The following is a 5,417-nucleotide window of genomic DNA, read 5'->3' on the forward strand; positions in this document are numbered from 1 at the left end:
AGGGCCGCTCCCGCCACATGAGCCACAGCACACAGCTCCCCGGCCTTCTGCTGCGCCCTGCCGAGATACGACAACAGTGCTTCACGCTTCTCGGTGAAGGACTGTGCCTCGTCTTCGGCCAATCCTGACAGCCGCGCCTGGTGGAGCGGGGGAGGAGCGGGTACGGCCCTCAGAACGGTGTCGGCATAGCCTCGCAGCCTGGTCAGGAAACTCGACGAGACTGCACAGCCGTCAATGATCGATGACACAGGTAGGGGAAGGTGGTGCTGGGGGGTGTAGCGGTCGTGCGCAATGCTCTCGGTGACCTGCAGCTTCTCGCGAAGCCAGTCGGCGCCCAGGGCGTGCTGTTCGAAGAAGAACCACTGGCGTCCCTCGTTGCCGGGCTTGGTGAGTCGGTCCAGCAGTTGGCCGCTGTCCACCAGATCGATTTCGATGTCCGCAGTGCCCGGAAGGTCTCTCTTCCATCTGGTCACGGCTTCGTTCCAGCGCTTGCGCGCTCCCATGACAGGCTTGCCGTTGACGCGGTGGGCGGGGTCGGGCAGATCGATCGGCACCCAGAAGGTCATGCGGACGACATCGCGGTCCTGGCGGTTGCGGCCCACCGCAGCCAGGCTCTCGCGCGCCAGGGGTAGGAGACTGCCGACATCGTGGACGTACTTCACCTGATGGCCATGACACCGTCCGTCGGCTGCCCTGTCGTACCACTCCACCCCGCCGTCAGGCGCCGCGGTTTTGATGGTTTGCCACCCCGGCATCGACACATCACGCAGTTGGTAGCACAGCTCTTCGAAGGCGCGGTCCTGGCTGCCGGCCCACGACCGAATACTGAACCAGTCGTAAGGGCGCGTGGCCTCACTGTCAGACAAGCCCTACCCCCAGCTGAGGCGACCATGAGATGGAACAGGCTATGGCACTCGGATGACAGCTGTCTGTTGATCACGTTGACGGAGAGATCATCCGCTGGCAGGGCTCATCGGGCTGGGTGGTGCCCTACATCGGCAAGCCCGCCTGCAGAGCGCGAATGCCCTCTCCCACCCGGAGGAGGCAGCGGGGAGTCAGCGTTTGGGCTCGGCCGAGCATGCCGACAAGAAAATTTGTCTTGACAGGAATTTCGGTCGGCGGGATGCTGGAGTTGTTCCGAGGACGGAGGTGGAGAGGTGCTGGACGTCGCAGTGATCGAGGAGCCTGCCGCGGCGGAGTCGTCGCTGGATCCGATACGGTCGCGGATCCTCGCCGCCCTCGCGGAGCCCGGTTCGGCCGCGATGTTGGCCGGGAGGTTGGGGTTGCCCAGGCAGAAGGTCAACTACCACTTGAAGGAGCTGGAGCGGCACGGCCTGGTCGAGTTGGCCGAGGAGCGGCGGAAGGGCAACGTGACCGAGCGGGTGTACCGGGCCACGGCCGCGTCGTACGTGATCTCGCCGAGTGCGCTGGCCGCCGTCAGTCCGGATCCGGCGCGGTCGCCCGATCAGCTGTCGGCCCGGTGGCTGCTGGCGCTCGGGGCCCGGCTGGTGCAGGAGGTCGGCTCGCTGCTGACCGGTGCGGCGCGGGCCGGGCAGCGGGTGGCGAGTTTCGGGATCGACGCCGAGGTGCGGTTCGCCTCCGCGGCGGACCGGGCGGCCTTCGCCGAGGAGCTGTCCCAGGCGGTCGCCGGTCTCGTCGGCCGGTACCACGACGAATCCGCGCCCCAGGGCCGCAGGCACCGCGTGGTCGTCGGACTGCACCAGATCCCGGACCGGCCCGCGAGCACCGACAGCGACACCGATCGGCCCGACGCAGCACAGGAGAACCCCCGATGACGCACCCCTTCGAGATCGAGCGCGAGATCGTCCTGCCCGCCGACCCGGAACAGGTCTGGGAGGCGATCGCCACCGGGCCCGGCATCGAGTCCTGGTTCATGGGCCGCAACGAGGTCGACCCGCGCGAGGGCGGCACGGCCGCGATGGACGTCGGCGGCAACCGGGAGGAGGCTCTGATCACCGCGTACGAGCCCGGCAAGCGGTTCGCCACCCGGACGGGCACCGCCGACGACGGCCGGTTCATGGCCTTCGAGTACCTCATCGAGGGGCGCGGGGGCGGCAGCACCGTGCTGCGCGTCGTCCACAGCGGCATGCTCGGCGACGACTGGGAGGACGAGTACGACGCGCTGCGCCGCGGCTGGCCGTTCCACCTGCACACGCTGCGCGAATACCTGGCGCACTTCGCCGGCCGCCACGGCAGCCCGGTCTTCGCCATGGCGCAGACCGGCGAGCGCCCCGTGCGGGAGGTACGGGACGCCCTCGCCCGTGCGCTGTCGCTGCCGGCCGGTGCCGCCGTCGGCGCGCCGGTACGGGCCGTGCCGGCCGAACTGCCGCCGCTGGCAGGGGAGATGACGTGGTCCGACGAGGAGCGCTTCGAGATCCGCACCGCCGACGGCCTGTACACCTTCCACCACAGCCCGGGCCTGGTGCTGATGTTCCATCACCTGTTCGGGCAGGGCGTGGACGCCGCCGCCGCGGAGGCCGGGTGGCGGCAGTGGCTGACCGGGGCCCTCGCCTGAGCCTGCGGTTCAGAGACTGCGGTTCCGAGGCACGCGCCAAGCGCCGCCGAGCGCCGAGCACACGAGTACTGAGCACTGAAGATGACAGACAAGCACACTGAGGAGAGCACCATCATGCGCACCCTGATCAGCACGGCCTTCATCTCGCTCGACGGCGTCGTGGAGGCCCCGGGCGGCGAGCCGGGTTACCGCAACTCCGGCTGGACGTTCAAGGACATCGAGTTCCTCCCCGAGGCGTTCGAGCTCAAGGGGCGGGAGCAGGAGGAGTCCGCTGCGATGCTGATGGGCCGGGTCAGCTACGAGGCGTTCAGCCCGGTGTGGCCGGAGATGGCGGAGTTCGGGCGCTACCGGACGCTGCCGAAGTACGTCGTGTCCACCACCCTCGGCGAGGACCAGCTGGTCTCCAACTGGGGCGAGACCAGCATCCTGCGCTCGCTGGACGAGGTCGCGGCGCTCAAGGAGACCGAGGGCGGTCCGATCATCGTGCACGGCAGCGCCACCCTGAACCAGGGCCTGTCGGACGCCGGGCTGATCGACCGCTACCACCTGCTGGTCTTCCCGCTGCTGCTCGGCGCCGGCAAGCGGCTGTTCAGCGCCACCGACAAGGACGCCCAGAAGCTGGCCCTGGTCGAGCACGAGGTGTACCGCAACGGCGTGCAGAAGCAGATCTTCGACGTCGTCCGCTGAGCGGCCGAGTAACGTTCCACCGCCCGCCGTTGACGTTCGCGCTCCCGTGCGGGTCCGTCGACGGCGGGCGGTCGGCGTTGTTGGCGGCGGTCAGTCAGTTGCGGGCGGCGCGGCCCCGGCGCAGTTCGAGGGCGAGCGGGAGCAGGGAGAGGGCGACGATCACCGCGATGGCCGGCAGCAGGTAGCGGTCGACGCTGGGGACGGTGGAGCCGAGCGCGTAGCCGCCGAGGACCAGGCCGACCGTCCAGAGCAGGCCGCCGACGATCTGCCACAGGGCGAAGGTGCGGGTGGGCACGCCGAGTGCGCCGGCCAGCGGGTTGAGGACGGTGCGGACGACGGGGACGAAGCGGGCCAGCGTGATGGCCTTGGCGTAGCCGTAGCGGGCGAGCAGTTCCTCGGCGCGCTGCGCACCCTCGTGCAGGCGGCGGTTGCGGGAACGTTCCAGCAGGGCGCGGCCGCCCTTGCGGCCGAGCAGGTGGCCGACCTGGGCCCCGGCGAGGGCGCCGACGACGGCGGCGACGAGGACCTGCGGCAGGTTGAGGTGCGGGCCGGAGTGCAGGCCGGGGGTGCAGAGCAGGCCGGCCGTGAACAGCAGCGAGTCGCCCGGCAGGAAGAAGCCGATCAGCAGCCCGGTCTCGGCGAACAGCACGGCCGCGATGCCGAGCGCGCCGAACGCCGCGAGCAGCGAGGACGCGTCGAGCGGGTTGACCGCCAGCAGGGCGGAGTGGGCGTACACGGCGTGGCCTCCCGGGCACTCGGCGTCTACAGGCGAGTAGACCGTCTACGTGACTGTAGACGAAGGCGGTGGGGTCGGCGCAAGCGCGGCGCCGGGGGCGAAGGCCGGGGCGCCCGGGCACCCGCTGTGTCGATACCGCCCGGGCGGGGCCGTTGTGCGCCGCCGCTCAAGGATTTCCGGTCGATCGCTCCGGCAGTTGTGACGTTCGTGGCAGCGGCATTTCGTCCCCGCTTTGCGCCGCCGTTCCGGGCGGGAAATTCCGGTGAAGCGAATGTGCATCTCGGGGGAAAGCCGAGGCGAAGCGATGTGCGTCCCACGCGCTTTTGCGGGAGGAGTCCGCCGCGGCCGATTCCGTGCGCGCGGAGAACACTGGGACTGCGCTGCCAGGCGGGAATCGTCTGTGCGGACCGGTAACTTCTTCGGACAGGGAGCCTGTCCGCACTTGGCGGTTCCGTGCGCTGTATCAAAGGGAGTGAGTCATGAGTTCTCAGCTGAAGGCCTTCGGTTTCGGCATGCCGTGGGAGTCGATCTACGGGTACAGCCAGGCCGCTCAGGTCGGTGACACGGTTTATGTGTCGGGGCAGCTTTCTCACGACCGTGACGGCAACTTCGTGGGTGCCGGCGACTTCGAACTGCAGGTCCGCACCGCGCTGGAGAATCTGGACCTGGTGCTGAGGCATTTCGGCGCCGAGCGCGGCCAGATTGTGGAGACCACGGTTCTGGTGAGGAATCTGCGGGAGAACTTCGACGCGACGGCACGCCTCCACGCCGAGTACTTCGGGGACCACCGGCCCACCAGCACGGTCATGGGCATTTCCGACCTGGCGCTGCCGGAGCAGCTCGTGGAGATCGGCGCGCTCGTGCGTCTCGATGTGAAGCCGTAGGTGGGGCCCTGCCTCGTCACCGTGCCGCCGGGGGGAACGGCGGTGCCGCCGTTCGCTGTTGATCCGGCCCCGGGAACGCGGGAAGGGCGCGACCGTGGTGGTCGCGCCCTTCCGGGGCGGGTTCGAGCGGACCGTCAGCCGGCCTTCACCTGGTCGGTGAGCTGGGGGAGGACGGTGAAGAGGTCGCCGACGACGCCGTAGTCGACGAGTTCGAAGATCGGGGCTTCGGGGTCCTTGTTGACCGCGACGATGGTCTTCGAGGTCTGCATGCCGGCGCGGTGCTGGATCGCGCCGGAGATGCCGGCGGCGATGTACAGCTGGGGGGAGACCTGCTTGCCGGTCTGGCCGACCTGGTTGGTGTGCGGGTACCAGCCGGCGTCGACGGCGGCGCGGGAGGCGCCGACGGCCGCGCCGAGCGCGTCCGCGAGGTCCTCGACGACGCCGAAGCCCTCGGCGGCGCCGACGCCGCGGCCGCCGGAGACCACGATCGCGGCCTCGGTCAGCTCGGGGCGGCCGGTGGACACGCGCGGGGTGCGGGAGGTGACGGTCGCCGCGCCTCCGGTGAACTCCACCG

6 protein-coding genes and 1 pseudogene are annotated in these 5,417 nt (G+C 69.8%); 4 read left to right on the plus strand and 3 right to left on the minus strand.

What is annotated here, in order from left to right; translation table 11 throughout:
* Positions 1–866 (minus strand): annotated as a pseudogene (locus tag ACWEMJ_RS33605) (hypothetical protein); the annotation flags it as partial.
* Between the two features lie 291 nt (positions 867–1,157).
* Between ACWEMJ_RS33605 and ACWEMJ_RS33610 the strand changes: the two are divergent.
* The 3 genes from ACWEMJ_RS33610 to ACWEMJ_RS33620 all read left to right on the plus strand — a co-directional run bounded on the left by ACWEMJ_RS33610 (position 1,158) and on the right by ACWEMJ_RS33620 (position 3,223).
* A complete protein-coding gene (locus tag ACWEMJ_RS33610) occupies positions 1,158–1,796 on the plus strand; it encodes an ArsR/SmtB family transcription factor (protein ID WP_452140932.1) in 639 nt (212 codons plus the stop codon).
* A complete protein-coding gene (locus ACWEMJ_RS33615) occupies positions 1,793–2,536 on the plus strand; it encodes an SRPBCC family protein (RefSeq protein WP_452140933.1) in 744 nt (247 codons plus the stop codon). Before ACWEMJ_RS33610 ends, ACWEMJ_RS33615 begins: the two co-directional genes overlap by 4 nt.
* A 114-nt stretch (positions 2,537–2,650) precedes the next feature.
* Complete coding sequence (locus ACWEMJ_RS33620; RefSeq protein ID WP_452140937.1) at positions 2,651–3,223, plus strand: dihydrofolate reductase family protein; 573 nt, start codon at positions 2,651–2,653, stop codon at positions 3,221–3,223.
* A gap of 94 nt (positions 3,224–3,317) precedes the next feature.
* On the opposite strand, the gene ACWEMJ_RS33625 is transcribed toward ACWEMJ_RS33620, so the two are convergent.
* A complete protein-coding gene (locus ACWEMJ_RS33625; protein WP_452140934.1) occupies positions 3,318–3,959 on the minus strand; it encodes a DedA family protein in 642 nt (213 codons plus the stop codon).
* A gap of 479 nt (positions 3,960–4,438) precedes the next feature.
* Between ACWEMJ_RS33625 and ACWEMJ_RS33630 the strand changes: the two genes are divergently transcribed.
* Positions 4,439–4,843 carry a RidA family protein gene (locus ACWEMJ_RS33630; protein WP_452140935.1) on the plus strand — a complete coding sequence of 135 codons (405 nt, stop codon included), beginning with the start codon at positions 4,439–4,441 and terminating at the stop codon, positions 4,841–4,843.
* Positions 4,844–4,977: 134 nt separating this feature from the next.
* Here the strand turns inward: ACWEMJ_RS33630 and ACWEMJ_RS33635 are convergent.
* The coding region (locus ACWEMJ_RS33635; RefSeq protein ID WP_452140936.1) for an electron transfer flavoprotein subunit alpha/FixB family protein at positions 4,978–5,417 on the minus strand (440 nt) is incomplete at its 5' end.

The sequence above is a fragment of the Kitasatospora sp. NPDC004531 genome (genome assembly GCF_053602195.1).